Annotated in this window: 10 protein-coding genes; 7 read left to right on the forward strand and 3 right to left on the reverse strand. The window is 50.6% G+C overall.

Translation table 11 applies throughout. The features are described from left to right. Positions 1–27: 27 nt before the first annotated feature. From F6R98_RS19950 to F6R98_RS19960, 3 genes are all read right to left on the reverse strand, one after another. Complete coding sequence (locus tag F6R98_RS19950; protein ID WP_228124988.1) at positions 28–2,367, reverse strand: S8 family peptidase; 2,340 nt, start codon at positions 2,365–2,367, stop codon at positions 28–30. After that, on the reverse strand, positions 2,364–3,371 hold the full coding sequence (locus F6R98_RS19955) for an AAA family ATPase (protein WP_153250571.1): 1,008 nt from the start codon (positions 3,369–3,371) through the stop codon (positions 2,364–2,366). The genes F6R98_RS19950 and F6R98_RS19955 overlap by 4 nt, the downstream gene beginning before the upstream one ends. 216 nt (positions 3,372–3,587) lie before the next feature. Beyond that, positions 3,588–4,697, reverse strand: a complete 1,110-nt coding sequence (locus F6R98_RS19960; RefSeq protein WP_153250572.1) for an ImmA/IrrE family metallo-endopeptidase — start codon at positions 4,695–4,697, stop codon at positions 3,588–3,590. A gap of 748 nt (positions 4,698–5,445) precedes the next feature. Here F6R98_RS19960 and F6R98_RS19965 point away from each other — a divergent pair. The 7 genes from F6R98_RS19965 (at position 5,446) to F6R98_RS19995 (ending at position 14,879) form a co-directional block, all read left to right on the forward strand. After that, positions 5,446–6,084: a WYL domain-containing protein gene (locus F6R98_RS19965; RefSeq protein ID WP_153250573.1), complete on the forward strand. Its 639-nt coding sequence runs from the start codon at positions 5,446–5,448 to the stop codon at positions 6,082–6,084. Positions 6,085–6,144: 60 nt separating this feature from the next. Continuing rightward, the gene (locus tag F6R98_RS19970; protein ID WP_153250574.1) at positions 6,145–8,514 is read left to right on the forward strand and encodes a type I restriction-modification system subunit M; all 2,370 of its coding nucleotides are present in this window, start codon (positions 6,145–6,147) and stop codon (positions 8,512–8,514) included. A 504-nt stretch (positions 8,515–9,018) separates the two neighbouring features. Beyond that, complete coding sequence (locus F6R98_RS19975) at positions 9,019–9,270, forward strand: UPF0175 family protein (RefSeq protein WP_153250575.1); 252 nt, start codon at positions 9,019–9,021, stop codon at positions 9,268–9,270. Next, positions 9,267–9,743, forward strand: a complete 477-nt coding sequence (locus F6R98_RS19980) for a DUF3368 domain-containing protein (protein WP_153250576.1) — start codon at positions 9,267–9,269, stop codon at positions 9,741–9,743. The genes F6R98_RS19975 and F6R98_RS19980 overlap by 4 nt, the downstream gene beginning before the upstream one ends. A 132-nt stretch (positions 9,744–9,875) precedes the next feature. Then, positions 9,876–11,195 (forward strand): restriction endonuclease subunit S, encoded by a 1,320-nt coding sequence (locus F6R98_RS19985; RefSeq protein ID WP_153250577.1) that lies wholly within the window; start codon positions 9,876–9,878, stop codon positions 11,193–11,195. Then, positions 11,195–11,587 carry a putative DNA binding domain-containing protein gene (locus tag F6R98_RS22300; RefSeq protein ID WP_228124989.1) on the forward strand — a complete coding sequence of 131 codons (393 nt, stop codon included), beginning with the start codon at positions 11,195–11,197 and terminating at the stop codon, positions 11,585–11,587. The genes F6R98_RS19985 and F6R98_RS22300 overlap by 1 nt, the downstream gene beginning before the upstream one ends. 289 nt (positions 11,588–11,876) lie before the next feature. Next, the gene (locus tag F6R98_RS19995) at positions 11,877–14,879 is read left to right on the forward strand and encodes a type I restriction endonuclease subunit R (RefSeq protein ID WP_153250578.1); all 3,003 of its coding nucleotides are present in this window, start codon (positions 11,877–11,879) and stop codon (positions 14,877–14,879) included. Positions 14,880–14,959: the final 80 nt, after the last annotated feature.

Genomic DNA, 14,959 nt, shown 5'->3' on the forward strand with positions numbered 1-14,959 from the left:
TAAGCATTTTCGATTCCTTTGATACAGCTATCCCCGTACTCTAGCGCGTTGACGCTGTTGCAAACGGCTCTGAATTTGACTGTATAGTTTGGCCTGCTGATTTTCGCGGTCGCGCAAACAGACCACCAGAGAATATTCCTCCAATGTTTTGGTATCCGCCTCGCCCCAGGGATGATCATTTCTGGTGACAACGACAAACAACCTGCCGGTTTTTAATTTTGAGATACTGTTGAACTGCTTGAATTGCCACGTTGCAGACTGTGCTGTGCCTTTGCTTCTGAGACTTCTGCCAACGCTTGCTCCGGTTAATTCCGGAATATTTTCGAAATTTTCCTTGCTGGTCGCCTTGTTGAACATGTTGACTGCGTGCTCAAGATCGGGAGCAGCAACTAAACGGTAATCCAGGCGCGTAGCCTTATAAGTGACGCGTGTCGATCGGACCGGCGGAGTATGAGCCAGACTCACCGATATTTCGCGGACTCTTTTGCCGGATGAAACAAAATCGTCTGGCACCAACAATTCGTAAAAGTGGTGGCGCTTGTTCTCTATTTGACCGTCGGTAACCAGGGTAACTTCGTTTTCCAGGGATTTAAGCAACGCTCGCGCGTCGATATGACCGTACCCCAATACTTTTCTTAACGACTTCTCATCATCAATAATTTCAAGCGCTGATTTTGGTATAGCAGCATGGGTCACCAATAAAGCGCGTAGCAAATTAGCGCTGGCTTTCGGATGTTCGGATAGTATTTTGGCGGCTAAATGGCTGATATGGGGTGCAGCAAAACTGGTGCCACATTTAAGCCCCAACAAATTGCCTTGGGCGAAATCAAGATTGGTCGAAAGTTCACCAAGACCTTGATCGTGAATATGATTTACACGGTTCCGTGCATTCAAAACCCAATTACCGCCGAAAGCGACCAGTTCAGGTTTTATTGCGCCGCCTACCGTTGGGCCATGACGGGTAAAAGGCGAAGGCTGTTCGGTTTTGGCTATGGGTAATTCTGCAGGATCATTGGGGAAACGTTGCGTATTTAAACTGGATTCCCAACGCGCCAAGCTGCCGACAGTCAGCGCATTAAGCGCCGTGGCCGGGTCAATAATCGACCAATCGTCATGAGTTAAATACTGTGGATAGCCTTGTTTCCAGGCCAAACCATCAATTTGACCAAGCGATACATTACCGGCAGAAACGACAAATAAAACACCCAGTTCACGCGATAACCTGTCCAGGGTATATGCCAGACCGCGTACATGTCCGCCCAGGTAGGGTTTGCGGCTGTCGCCGAAAGAAAGGTTGAAAATGCGGCAATTATAGTGATCGACAAAGTAGCGAACGGCAGCATCAATATGGTTTTCGATCAGACCGTTGTTTTCGTTGTCCTTATCCAGGATACGGCCACTAAAAAGGCGCAATTCGGGTATAAACGTACCCGCCGCAATTGATTTTTCCAAATCGCCATACAGCGCAATCCCGGCGACATGCGTACCGTGCCCACTCTCGTCTGCCGCCATATGACCGGGTAAAAAACTCTGCGCATCGCCCACCGCCGGCCCTAACAAAGGATGGCCGGTTGCAAGCCCGCTATCCAGAACCACAACACCGGGAGCATTGGGTAACGGTGAAGGAGGAATCGGGAGTTCCTGAATATCCAGGACGAGATGTCTTCTATCCAGACCAAATCGCGGAGGTAAATCAACAATACGTATATCGCGATGATGCAGAAGTTTTTCTTCAGCTTGCAGGCGATCGCAGCGAACTCGATAGAGCGTTAGCCCAGGCTGTTTAACGCTATCAAAAGACTCCATGCCGTTTTCTTTCAGCCATGATTCAAATTTGCTCCAAAGCAGATGGCGTTCCCTAGCGTTATCCTCAATCGGCCAAAGTTCAAGGTCAAGATAAAAAGTTTCTGTTTGAGGAAAACCTTCCTGCTTTAACGACCAGCTGGCTCTATCGTCCGGTGTCCAAGCTGACATGCCTTGTAAGGCATAATAGATTTCCTTATATTTGACGGCATCACCTTGAGCAATCGAAGCCAATCTGGCTTCAAACGATTGCAAAGCCGATTGGCTAACGAAAACGACCACAACCTCATCGTTCTCTTGGCTGATGAATTCGATTTCCGTAGAAATATTTTTCAGTTGATCCGGGTTGAAACCTTTGTCCACAGTGAAACGAAACAGCCGACGGTCATCAAAACCGCCTATATCTTGCCCGGTTTGCTGGATGGTTTTTTGTAGCTGTAAACCTAGATTTCTAGCGTGCGCTGCCGGGTCTGCTGGTGGTTGGGGTATTGGAACTCCACGGGGCCTTTTCTCTGTGATCGGTTCCTCACGTTGCAGCGGCAAATGTGGGTAACTTGATGTCATGCAATCTGTTCCTGTTTGGAAACCCGATTCCTTCTTGCTTCTTCCCGCCGCATGGCTGACTTAATATGGCGTTCCGTCAAAAACTCTTTACCGGATAAAACCATTTCCTTAATGGCTCGGCGTAGAACTCTTTCGACATCCGCATGCGACATTCCTTTGAAAAGACATGTTATTTTGCTGTCATCAACTTCAAACTCACGGCGTACCCCTTTAAGCTTGATGGTAAGTAAGCGTTTGAGCTGTTCAGAATTAGGGGCTTCGAACACCAGCACTTCATCAAAGCGTCGCCAAATAGCCGAGTCCAGAATGCCTTCGTGATTGGTGGCCGCAACTAATAGGCTTTTACCGTCATAGGCATCAAGCATTTGTAGAAAAGCATTAACCACTCGTTTTAATTCGCCATGTTCGGCACTATCGGCGCGATCTTTGGCCAGAGCGTCAAACTCATCGAATAAGACCACCATAGGGACAGATGCAATAAAATCGAATACTTTACGCAGATTTGCCGCCGTTTCTCCCAAATAAGAGGACACAACGCTATCAATTCGTACAATCGCCAAGGGCAAGCCCAGTTCAGCGGCAACCATTTCCGCCGATAGTGTTTTGCCGCATCCGGGCGGGCCGCAGAACAGTAAGCGATCGGCCGGAAATAAACCATGCGAACTGAGTATTTCAACACGATGATGCTCTTCAAGAATTTCATCCAGCAGCGAACGATTTTCATCCGACAAAACGACGTCGTCAATTCTGCGTAACGGTTCTTTTATCTGGAGAAGGGCTAAGCCACGCTCTTTATCTTCCGGCAATTTGGAAAATTCAAAGCGCTTTGCTTGCTCAGAAGCACTGCGCCGACCGTAGAGGATTTTTTCAAGATCATTGGCTAACAGATGGTGTTGCTTGTCGCGTTCTTCCTGAATAACTTTTTCAGAAACACGACGGAAAGAGTCTGAATCGCCCTCAGAACCTGACTTGATGAGTTGTCTTAGTAGTGCTCCGGAAGCCATCCTTTCCTGCCTGGTTACTGGGTTTTTTGAGGTTTAGCTATATTTTTTTCACTACCATACTTTACCATAGTGTTGAACTTGGCTTTTGAATCAGCAGGGTGAAATTGCCAGCAATAATTCACTTTCTCCCCGGCCTTAAATACGCACATTGATATGGGTTGCCATCCGGTCGAAACGCCGCACTTTCCGGCCAAATTCAGGCTTTTCCCGGACATGCTACTCGTCCGCTTGAAACCTGAAACTCACCCGCAAATCATTCATCCACGAAGGCTCAATCAAGCCGTCATGCTGGAGTCGTCCGACCACGATTCCTGGATGGATGCCGATTTTTGCGGCGAAATCGCATACTGCGGACTGGGTGCGCAGATCCGCCAGTTCGGAAGCGAAACGCTCGGGAATCAGGAAATCTCCGGCCCAGTCATTGGCTTGACGTTCTTCAATGCAATCCGTCCCGGATTGATTCGGGTCATCCAGATAAACCGATTTTTTCTCTTTGGCATGCAGCAGTATGTGTGCCGCTTCATGAAACAGGGTAAACCAGAACTTGTCGTTGGTTTTGCCGTAGAGCGAGAGCTGGATCAGTGGACGATGCGCATTAAGCCAGCGCGCCACGCCGCTCACATGCGCTTTGGGTATGCCGGGAACCAGCACAAACGCGACCCCGGCCCTATGAAACAATGTTCGCAAACGCGGCAGGAATTCGCCGGGGGGCAGGGTGGTCAATGTTCGCATCTCGTCCAGCGCCGCCTCGAAGCGCGCGCGCTCATATTTCGGCCCGTCCTGTTTCTCGGCATTCTGCTCCCCCATGCGCAACCAGGCGGAAATGGCGCCGATATCGCTCTGCTCCGCTCTGCTGCGCCGAAAAGCGGCCTGCATCTGACCATAGTGCTTGCGCCACTCGTCGGGGGAGGCGACGCCAAAAAAGCGCAGGCACGATTCCACTATGCCGGGTTTTGATTTCGCGTCTATGCGGCATTTTGCTATGGCGCCGGCGCTCATCAATTCCTTTACAGGCAGTTGCTCCAGCCAGTCAACCCAGACGGTGAATTTCTCCGTGGCATCCAGGCGCGCGCACCGCTCGCGATACTTCGCTTCGCGCGTCAGCCAGAAGCCAACGGTGCTGCCCACTACGCGTTCCAGCCTGATGGCTGCATCGTCGGTGAGTGGAACCTTGCCTTTGATGAGCTGGTTAACGTGCTTGGTGGTGTAGCCCAATCGCTGGGCCAATTCGGCTTGAGTCCAGTCCCGTTCTTCGATAATGTCGAGGATGGTTTCGCCAGGGGGAGAAACCCAGTCCGGCGCATAAGGCGCGCTCAGTTCAGTCATGGTAGTCTCCTATGAATTCGATACAGATTATGGTGACTTGCGACCAGTCTATGGACCGATCGTCGCGTACAGGCAGGGGATTATGGTCGGGAGCAAATACGAGCCGCCACCCCCGCGTCAAATCAAGAGCGAATTGCCCAGACCGATCCCCCCTTTCAGGGGATGGGGATTGCCGGCCGTTAATTCGCTTACCCTGTTTGCCGCCTCCAAATCATCCAGACGCGCTCTGAGTTTGCGTGCGCAATCAGCCCCGAGCTTTTTCTCGGCAACGGCTCGCGTTTCACATAACGCCCGTATCCTTTTGTCCTTGAATTTTATCTCCAAAAGAGTCTCGTTATTCTATGTTTATTTACCTGAAAGGTAAATAAACATTAATATTAGTGAGGGCGCTACTCCAGCCAAATATGGTGCTCCATGCGGTAAAAACAGCAGGTGGCCGGGCTGTTCGGCCTTGAGCGTCAGGTATTGGCGCATTATCGGAGTACGAGCTTTTAACTACTTGTTTTTATGCTGATTTTGTTTTAATTCAGTGTTTTAGGAAGCCGAAAGCTCCGCCATATGCCGCCATGTTTTTCCGTTTAACGCCATGTTTCACGCACGGCGCCGTTGCGATGACCGTCGCCTGCGGGCGGATTTGTAGCCATATCACTTCCCATAGGTTACAAGGTGATCTACATGGAAATAATATATAATCAAAAAAATTATGTAAATTATTCAAAAAGTTGATTTATGCTTTAAAATCTTAAGAATGCGCCGCTTAACGGCGCTATCGCGCGGATTCGGGGACGGCATCGGCGGTAGTGGCGAGCCGTTGCTGACATGCGAATTCCCGAAAGTGCTTAACCGGCCTTCGATGGAAATCCTCGCGCCGATTGCTCGAACGATTCGCCAACGAAAGATCGTCAGCATCGACTACGCCTCGCATGGCAGCGGATTTTCGACACGCGAAATCGCGCCGTTCGCTTTGGTCAATGACGGCTTGCGATGGCACGTTCGCGCCTATGATCGTAAAAGACCCGATTTTCTGGACTTTGTGATTACTCGGATTTCCAGAAGCCGGCTTGCCGAAACGGGACAGGTTTTGCCTCACGAACTGCCCGCTGCCGACATCCAATGGAACAGGATAGTAGAGTTGGATCTGGTGCCGCATCCCAATCAGGAGCATCCCGGGATCATCGAAAACGATTACGGGATGACCGGCGGCCTATTGCATTTAAAGCTGCGTGCAGCCGTTGCCGGCTATGTATTGCGGCAGTGGATCGTCGATTGTTCGTCCGGACACAGCCTGCAAGGCAAAGAATATCGCTTATGGTTAAGAAATCACCTGGCGCTCTACGGCGTCTCCAGTGCCCAGTTTGCCCCTGGCTATGAATTTCCCGAAGTTTGAAAGCCCAAACGCTATCGAATAGGGACTACTATTTACGAATCGGACAAGTAAAGCCCGCGCATGAACCACGCCGCACACAATAAACTCGTTTCCTTTATCTGGTCGATCGCCGACGATTGCTTGCGCGACGTCTACGTTCGCGGCAAATACCGCGATGTGATTCTGCCGATGGTGGTGTTGCGCCGCCTGGATGCGCTGTTAGAGCCCAGCAAAGACAAGGTCCTGGAAGAGCTGGCTTTTCAGAAAAACGACATGGGCCTGACCGAACCGGACGATAACGGTCTGAAAGATGCCTCCGGCTATGTGTTTTACAACACCAGTAAATGGACGCTCACGCAATTGCTGAAAACCGCCACCAACAATCAGCAAATCCTGTTGGCGAATGTCGAAGACTATTTGAACGGCTACAGCGCCAACGTCAAGGAAATCATCGACAAATTCAATCTCAAAACCCAGGTGCGCCATATGGCGGGCAAGGATGTTTTGCTCGGCGTGCTGGAAAAATTTACCTCGCCGTACATCAACCTCACGCCATACGATAAGGAAGACCCCGACGGCAATCGCCTGCCGGCCCTGACCAATCTGGGCATGGGTTATGTGTTCGAAGAGCTGATCCGGAAATTCAACGAAGAAAACAACGAAGAGGCCGGCGAGCACTTCACGCCCCGCGAAGTGATCGAACTGATGACGCACTTGATCTTCGATCCGGTAAAAGAGCAACTGCCGCCGGTCATGACCATCTACGACCCGGCCTGCGGTTCCGGCGGCATGCTCACCGAGTCGCAAAACTTCATCAAGGACGAGGAAGGCGCGATACGCGCGACCGGCGACGTCTATTTGTACGGCAAGGAAATCAACGACGAAACCTACGCCATCTGCAAATCCGACATGATGATCAAGGGCAACAATCCGGCCAACATCCGCGCCGGTTCCACGCTGTCCACGGATGAATTCGCCGGCACCCGCTTTGATTTCATGCTATCCAATCCGCCTTATGGCAAAAGCTGGGCCAGCGAACAGAAATACATCAAGGACGGCGGCGATGTGATCGATGCCCGGTTTCGGGTCACGCTTAACGACTACTGGGGCAATGAGGAAACGCTGGACGCCACGCCGCGCTCCAGCGACGGCCAGTTGCTGTTTCTGATGGAAATGGTCAGTAAAATGAAGCCGCTGGATAACAGCCCGCACGGCTCGCGCATCGCTTCCGTGCATAACGGCTCCAGCCTGTTCACCGGCGATGCCGGCAGCGGCGAAAGCAATATCCGCCGTCACCTCATCGAAAACGACTTGCTGGAAGCCATTATCCAGCTACCCAACAACCTGTTTTACAACACCGGCATCACCACCTACATCTGGTTGCTGTCCAACCGCAAAGCGCCGGAACGCAAAGGCAAAGTGCAGTTAATCGACGCCAGCCGGCTCTACCGCAAGCTGCGCAAAAATCTCGGCAACAAAAACTGCGAATTCGCCCCCGAACATATCCGGGAAATCGTCGATACCTACCTGGCATTGGCAACCCGGGAACGCCAGACCGATGATGCGGGTATTGCCGCCCAGATTTTCGACAACAGCGATTTCGGCTATTACAAAGTCGCGATTGAACGCCCGGACCGCCGCAAGGCCCAATTCAGCCAGACGCGCATTGAAACCTTACGTTTCGACAAAGCGCTGAATCAGCCGATGCAGTGGATTTACCAACAATGGGGCGATGCCGTCTATCGACCCGGCTGCCTGGAGCAACACGAAAAAAACATCCTGGCCTGGTGCGAAGACAACGAGCTGGGCCTCAACGCCAAAAATCGCAGCAAGTTGCTCAGCCTGGATACCTGGTTGAAACAACAAAACCTGATGCAGACCGCCCAAGCCCTGATGGCGGCGATTGGCGGCGACGAGTCCGGCGATTTCAACCAGTTCAAGGCCTCCGTCGATGCCATACTCAAGGCGCAAGCGATCAAGCTGACCGCCAGCGATAAAAACGCCATCCTCAATGCCGTCAGTTGCTACGACGAAACCGCCGAAAAAGTCATCGCGCAGTCGCTCAAACTCAACGGCGACAAGCTTGATGTCTTGCTGCATCGCCTGGATTGCAGCAAGGATGAACTACCGGATTTCGGCTATTACCCGGCCGATAAAAAAGGCGAATACCTCACGTACGAATCCAACGCCGACCTGCGCGACAGCGAATCGGTGCCGTTGGACGACCCGATTCACCGCTATTTCCAGGCCGAAGTGAAACCGCATGTCGCAGAAGCCTGGATTAACCTGGATTCAGTCAAAATCGGTTACGAAATCAGCTTCAACAAATACTTCTATCGGCATAAGCCGCTGCGCAGCATGAATGAGGTGGCTAAAGACATCATTGCGTTGGAAAAACAGGCCGAAGGTTTGATTGCGGATATTCTGGGCATAGACGTAAACCTGTTATAGGCGACGATTATGCTGAACGATGGGTACTTAGGGAAACGCTGAATAAAGCGTTTTCGTTCATGGTTCGACAAGCTCACCACGAACGAAAACAATTACTTGCCGTTCGTCCTGAGCTTGTCGAAGGACTTAATCAGCGCTTTCTTAGAACGATTGTAACTATACAGCGTACCCGCCAAAGAGGAAGCGAGGTGATTCAGGCGAGGCCTGCTGCGCCCAGGGATGGGCGCAGAAAGCTTCCAGGGGTAGACTTGCAGCGTGGTTGATTTACCGACACGCTTCCGCGTGGTTAATTTCCCGACACGCTTCCGCGTGTCTCGACTGGCTTGCCTCACTTCCGACTACATCGGTCTCGACTTAAAAACGCATGCCGAATAGTTACGAACGATTGAATATGGGTTACTGTAATTTGGGAGACAGCGCTCTCGAATCAATCCGGCCGCTTTACAATGAGCCAACCCGCATCGAAAATGCAGGCAACTGGTTAGCCCACTAAAGGAAAAAACCATGCAAATCGCCATCGACCTCCCCAATGATTTCGTCAACTTTCAATCCGTTGCCGAGATCGAGAAAGACATGCGTTTGAGTTATTCATTATGGCTATTTCAAAACGCCAAGGTCACCATCACCAAGGCGGCGGAACTGGCCCATCTGGATATATACGATTTCATGGCGGCCTGTAAGCAAAATCAAGTGCCGGTCATCGACATCGGCCGGCAGGAATTGCTGGATGAACTTGCCGGAATGCAATCGTTATGATTTTGGTCGCGGATTGTTCCGCACTGGCGGCATTGTCGGTCTGCGATAGCCTGCATTTGTTAGAGCAATTATTTGCCGGCGTGGCGGTGCCGGAGACCGTGTATCGGGAAGCAACGGAGCCCGATAAGCCACAAGCGCAAGTCCTCAAACAATTTCTACAGGGCAAGGTGCATCAAGTCGATTTGCGCAATTATGTATTCCTGGATGCCTTTGCCGACGCTGGCGAAACCGAGGCGATGGTGCTTTACAAGCAACTGTCGGCCGACAAATTATTGATCGATGACCGGCGGGGCCGCAAAGTGGCAAAGATCAACCAAATCGACACCATCGGCTCGCTCGGCATCTTGCTCGCCGCCAAATCCAAAGGTTTTGTGCCGGAAGTTGCGCCATTGCTCAGAAAAATCGAGCAATCGGATATTTACCTGAGCCCTGATTTAATCGCCACCGTTCTGGAATTGGCCGGTGAGATTTAATCTGCGGATGGCGGGTGACGACAGCTTCTTAATTCGCGATGCAGCGAGCCGCACATTGCGTTTGATTGGCGATAGAAAACCAGAGCGCATTCAACTACAGGCGCGTGCTGAATAAAACGAACGAGGCAAACGATGATTGAGCAACTGGCGGAACTGCCGACTTACGAGGTTTATAAGGATTCCGGGGTGGAATGGTTGGGGGAGATTCCGGCGCATTGGGAATTGAGCAAATTAGGCACTTGCCTTAAACCAGTATCTGTTAAAAACAGATCAGATTTACCCTTGCTTTCAATTACGCGGGAAAAAGGAGTTATAACTCGAAACCTAGATGATGAAGACGAAAATCACAATTTCGTTCCAGATGATTTAAGCAATTATAAAGTGCTTGAACATGGGCAGTTTGGAATAAATAAAATGAAGGCTTGGCAAGGTTCTTATGGGGTATCAGACTTTACGGGAATCGTTAGCCCTGCCTATTTTATCTTCGCTTTTGCCAAACCAATTGCCCCTAAATTCTTTCATTTAGCAATTCGCAGCAAGCTATATACTTCTTTTTTTGGAAGCGCATCTGATGGTGTGAGAATTGGGCAATGGGATTTATCCAAATCAAGGATGAAAGAAATTCCTTTTTTAATACCCTCTCTCCCTGAACAAACCGCCATCGCCGCCTTTCTGAACCGCAAAACCGCGCAGATCGACCAAGCGGTGGCGATCAAGGAACAACAAATCGCCTTGCTGAAAGAGCGCAAACAAATCCTGATTCAAAACGCCATCACTCGTGGTTTTGATCCCAATGTGCCAATGCGCGATTCCGGCGTTGAGTGGATCGGTGAGATTCCGGAGCATTGGGAAATTAAGCGAGCTAAGTATTTATTCAAAGAGATAGATGAGCGTTCAGTTTCTGGTGAAGAGGAGTTGCTTTCGGTATCGCACATGACAGGCGTTACGCCTCGATCTGAAAAGAATGTCACCATGTTTATGGCGGAGGACTACACCGGCTCAAAAACCTGCCAAAAAGGCGACCTTGTTTTCAACATTATGTGGGCGTGGATGGGCGCGTTAGGTGTTTCGGATAGAACCGGAATTGTAAGTTCATCGTACGGCGTATTCCGGCAGATGAAAAATATGTTTAATCAAAATTATCTTGAATTTTTATTGAAAACGACTGGATATATTGAACATTACAATAAGGTTTCTACAGGCTTGCATTCATCTCGCCTGAGATTCTATTCGCATATGTTTTTTAATATGGAATTAGGCTTCCCATCAAAAGACGAACAAGATGAAATAGTCGCCCACATCGAAACCCAATCCGCCAAAATCGAGCTAGCCATTGCCATCCAGCAACAACAAATCGACAAACTCAAGGAATACAAGGCCACGCTGATCAACAGCGCCGTGACCGGCAAGCTCAAAGTGACTGAACTTCGCGAATGCAAGGATGTTGGTTAATGACCTTGGAACGTAGCCATGAGTATTTATTGTCCTTACTCAAGGAGTTGGTGAAGTTACCCGCCGAAACCGAATGGGTGGAGTTCAAGCACAATAACGCCCCGGAAGGAACCTGTGAATATATTTCCGCGTTAGCGAATGCCGCGGCTTTGATCGGCAAGCAGTCTGCTTACGAAGACCGCGTTCGCGCCTGTTATCAGCATTGCTGTTTGAAATATGTCAACCGGGAGCCCATGAACAATACTTCTTTGCGCGAGCGGCTCAATATTGAGGAGGGGAATAGCGCCATTGCCAGCCGAGTAATCAAGCAAACGGTTGAATCCGGGCTTATTCGCTTGTACGATCCAAACGCGAACCGTAAGGCTTACCGCTATGTACCATTTTGGGCATGACCTGTTTTCATTTGACGGTCATTTGATTGTGCAATCGTAGGAATTAAGTAACTTTTTTATTTGCTATACAAATCAAAATTATACAAAGAGCGCTTCATTTGATGATGACCAGTTTTTATGGATTTCACGCTCTGCGTGACCACGATGGAAGTTTTATGAATCGTTTAAGGAGTCCCTATCGGCTACAAACCGGTTTGTGGAGCCTGTATTTGAAAATAGACTCCACAAACTTGTTTGTAGAGCGTCCGGACTCTGCAAAGCCTCGTCTATTCAGCAAGTGAGCGCCATCATGGTCAGCAAAACCACCGAGAAAGAACTGGAAATCGCCATCGAAAAACAGCTGACCGGCACCTGTCTGGAAGCGCAAAAGCGTGTTGCCGAAGTGGGCGATCTGCCTTTCAGCCCCAACCACGGCTACCAGCTCGGCTTGCCGCAGGATTTCAACGCCCGTTACGCCATCGACAGCAAACGCTTTTGGGCGTTTCTGGAGCGCACCCAGCATGAAGAACTGGAAAAGCTGCAAAAGCACGGCGGCGATTGGCAGCTTAAAGTGCTGGAACGCTTCGATAAGCTGATCAAAAAATACGGCCTGCTGCATTTGCTGAAAAAGGGTTTGAGCGTCGACGATGCCGTCTTGCACCTGATGTATCCGGCGCCGCTGGCCAGCAGTTCCGACAAAGTGAAGCAAAACTTCGCCGGCAACATCTTCAGCAGCACCCGCCAGGTACGCTATTCCTTGAGCAATACCCTGGAAGAAATCGATCTGGTGCTGTTCATCAACGGGCTGCCGTTTGCCACGCTGGAGCTGAAAAATCCCTGGACCGGCCAAACCGCGCGCTACCACGGCCAGAAACAATATCGCGAAGATCGCGACATCAACCAGCCTTTGCTGCAATTCGGCCGCTGTCTGGTGCACATGGCGGTGGATACCGATGAAATCTACATGACCACCAAACTGGCAGGGCCGCACACCTTCTTTTTGCCGTTCAATAAAGGCCATAACCACGGCGCCGGCAATCCGCCCAACCCCGACGGCCACAAAAGCGCGTATTTATGGCAGGCCATGTTCAGCAGGGACAGCGTCGCCAATATCATTCAGCATTTCGTACGATTGGACGGCAGCAGTAAGGAGCCGCTGGACAAGCGCACCTTGTTTTTCCCGCGTTACCACCAACTGGATGTGGTGCGCGAACTGGTGGCGCATGCCGGTCAAAATGGCGTCGGGCAAACCTATCTGATTCAACATTCGGCGGGGTCGGGTAAATCCAATTCCATCACCTGGGCGGCGTATCAATTGATTGAAGTGTATCCGCCGGATCAGGAAAAGCCGCTGTTCGATTCGGTGATTGTGGTCACCGACCGCCGCCTGCTGGATAAGCAACTGCGCGAGAACATCAAGGATTTTTCCGAAGTCAAAAACATCGTCGCCCCGGCGTTCAAGTCTTCCGAGCTGAAAAGCGCCCTGGAACAGGGCAAGAAAATCATCATCACCACCATCCAGAAATTCCCCTTTATCATCGACGGCATCGCCGATCTGAGCGATAAACGCTTTGCAGTGATCATCGACGAGGCGCACAGCTCGCAAAGCGGTTCGGCGCACGACAACATGAACCGGGCGATGGGCAAAAGCGGGCAGGCCGAGGAAGAGCTGGATGCGCAGGATAAAATCCTGCAAGCCATGCAATCCCGAAAAATGCGCGGTAACGCCTCGTATTTAGCCTTTACCGCGACGCCGAAAAACACCACCCTGGAAAAGTTCGGCGTTAAACAAGCCGATGGCAGTTTCGAGCCGTTTCATTTGTACTCCATGAAACAGGCGATCGAGGAAGGCTTTATCCTGGACGTGCTGGCCAATTACACCACTTATAAAAGCTATTACGAGATCCAGAAATCCATCGGCGGTAATCCGCTGTTCGACAGCGCCAAGGCGCAGAAAAAACTGCGCGCCTATGTCGAGCGCCACCAGCAGACCATTGCCGTAAAAGCGGAAATCATGCTGGATCATTTCATTCCGCAGGTGGTCAACAGCAAAAAACTGAAAGGCAAGGCCAAGGGCATGGTGATTACCCAGAATATCGAGGCGGCCATCCGTTATTACCGGGCGATTAGCCAATTATTGAAGGATAAAGGCAATCCGTTCAAGGTCGCCATTGCCTTTTCCGGCACCAAAGAAGTGGACGGCATCGAGTACAGCGAAGCGCAGATCAATGGCTTTGCCGAAAACGAAACCCGCGATTATTTCGATAAAGACGAGTACCGCTTGCTGATCGTGGCCAATAAATACTTGACCGGATTCGATCAGCCCAAACTGTGCGCGATGTACGTCGATAAAAAACTGCAAGGCGTGCTGGCGGTGCAAGCCTTGTCGCGCTTGAACCGGGCAGCGCCCAGGTGGGGCAAGAAAACCGAAGATTTGTTCATCCTGGATTTCTTTAATTCGGTGGACGACATCAAAAACGCCTTCGATCCGTTTTACACCGCCACGCGCTTGTCGGAAGCCACGGATGTCAATGTCTTGCATGAATTAAAAGACGCGCTGGACGAGGCGGCAGTGTATGAGTGGTTCGAGGTCGAGCAGTTTGTCGCACTGTACTTCAGTAATGCCGATGCCCAGCAATTGAGCCCGCTGATCGATACGGCGGCGGACCGCTTCAATCAGGAGTTGGCGCTGGATGAACCGGCTAAAGCCGACTTCAAGATCAAAGCCAAACAGTTCGTCAAAATCTACGGACAAATGGCCGCCATCATGCCGTTTGAAATTGTCGGATGGGAAAAACTGTTCTGGTTCCTGAAATTCTTGATTCCCAAGCTGATCGTCGCAGATCCGGTTTCGAGTCAATTCGACGCGTTGCTGGAGTCCGTGGATTTGTCGTCATACGGTTTGGAGCGCGTCAAACTCAATCACCGCATTGGCTTGGATGCCAGTGAATCCGAACTGGAGCCCGCCAACCCGAATCCGCGCGGAACGCATGGCGGTGACGGGGAATACGATCCGCTGGATGAAATCATCCGCAGTTTTAACGAACGCTGGTTTCAAGGCTGGGGCGCAACGCCCGAAGAGCAACGCATCAAGTTCATCAACATCGCCGACGGTATTAAAGCGCATCCTGATTTCCAGGAAAAATATCAAAACAATCCCGATGCCCATACCCGAATCCTGGCGTTCGAAAAGATATTCGAAGACGTGATACTCAAGAATCGACGCAATGAATTGGAGCTATATAAGCTGCTTGCCAACGATCCGGCATTTAAAGCCGCCATGCAGCAAAGTTTGCGGCAAATGGTGGCTTGAACAGTAATAGATGTATTTACTCCAATAATCTAAATTTATTCATTCCGCAGTCATGTCATTCACTGCCGCCAACAAAAAAT

This window comes from Candidatus Methylospira mobilis, assembly GCF_009498235.1.
GTDB classification, from domain to species: domain Bacteria; phylum Pseudomonadota; class Gammaproteobacteria; order Methylococcales; family Methylococcaceae; genus Methylospira; species Methylospira mobilis.

Bases quoted from the DNA above. Each gene is read 5' to 3' on its own strand.
- F6R98_RS19950 (WP_228124988.1), bottom strand. From the start codon at position 2,367: ATGACATCAAGTTACCCACATTTGCCGCTGCAACGTGAGGAACCGATC.
- F6R98_RS19955 (WP_153250571.1), bottom strand. From the start codon at position 3,371: ATGGCTTCCGGAGCACTACTAAGACAACTCATCAAGTCAGGTTCTGAG.
- F6R98_RS19960 (WP_153250572.1), bottom strand. From the start codon at position 4,697: ATGACTGAACTGAGCGCGCCTTATGCGCCGGACTGGGTTTCTCCCCCT.
- F6R98_RS19965 (WP_153250573.1), top strand. From the start codon at position 5,446: ATGCGCCGCTTAACGGCGCTATCGCGCGGATTCGGGGACGGCATCGGC.
- F6R98_RS19970 (WP_153250574.1), top strand. From the start codon at position 6,145: ATGAACCACGCCGCACACAATAAACTCGTTTCCTTTATCTGGTCGATC.
- F6R98_RS19975 (WP_153250575.1), top strand. From the start codon at position 9,019: ATGCAAATCGCCATCGACCTCCCCAATGATTTCGTCAACTTTCAATCC.
- F6R98_RS19980 (WP_153250576.1), top strand. From the start codon at position 9,267: ATGATTTTGGTCGCGGATTGTTCCGCACTGGCGGCATTGTCGGTCTGC.
- F6R98_RS19985 (WP_153250577.1), top strand. From the start codon at position 9,876: ATGATTGAGCAACTGGCGGAACTGCCGACTTACGAGGTTTATAAGGAT.
- F6R98_RS22300 (WP_228124989.1), top strand. From the start codon at position 11,195: ATGACCTTGGAACGTAGCCATGAGTATTTATTGTCCTTACTCAAGGAG.
- F6R98_RS19995 (WP_153250578.1), top strand. From the start codon at position 11,877: ATGGTCAGCAAAACCACCGAGAAAGAACTGGAAATCGCCATCGAAAAA.